At 65.7% G+C, this 493-nt stretch carries 2 pseudogenes; both read left to right on the top strand.

What is annotated here, in order from left to right:
- Positions 1 to 136: 136 nt before the first annotated feature.
- Positions 137 to 265: pseudogene (locus MKK65_RS11175) on the top strand (IS481 family transposase); the annotation flags it as partial.
- Between the two features lie 21 nt (positions 266 to 286).
- Positions 287 to 493, top strand: a pseudogene (locus tag MKK65_RS11170) (IS3 family transposase); the annotation flags it as partial.

Genomic DNA, 493 nt, shown 5'->3' with positions numbered 1-493 from the left:
CCGGGTTCGGGACTGTGGCGGTGAGGGCCGCACCTTGCTCTGTCGCTGGCTTGAGAGCCCCAGACGGACACAGGCTGACCCTCACCGTGTAACCTCGCTCGCGTCGCGCCAGCGGGCAACTTCAAGATACTAGGCGGTCTGTCGGTCACTCCAAGCTCGTCAAGAGAGCGTGAGGGCTGCCGCCCAACGACACGGGAGCAGCCCGACCCCCGTACAGAAGTGGCGTTCGCGCCCAACGAGCAGGGAACCCCGGTGGGACCCGCAGTAGCCGCGCCCCCGCGTCCTGGCGGATGAGGAAGCAGCTTTGACGGGATCCATAGTCGCCCTGTCGCTGCAGTATGGACGATACGGCTACCGTCGGATCACGGCCCTGCTCCAACGTGACGGCTGGACGGTGAACGTGAAGCGCGTCAAACGGAGCTGGAGGCGCGAAGGGCTCAAAGTTCCTGCTCGCCAGCCAAAGCGGGTACGCCTTTGGCTCAACGACTGCGCG

Origin of the sequence: Methylobacterium sp. J-001 (assembly GCF_022829565.1) — a bacterium.
Lineage (GTDB): Bacteria > Pseudomonadota > Alphaproteobacteria > Rhizobiales > Beijerinckiaceae > Methylobacterium.
Note: the sequence above shows the minus strand (reverse complement) of the source record. Positions and strands in the feature narration are given on the sequence as shown.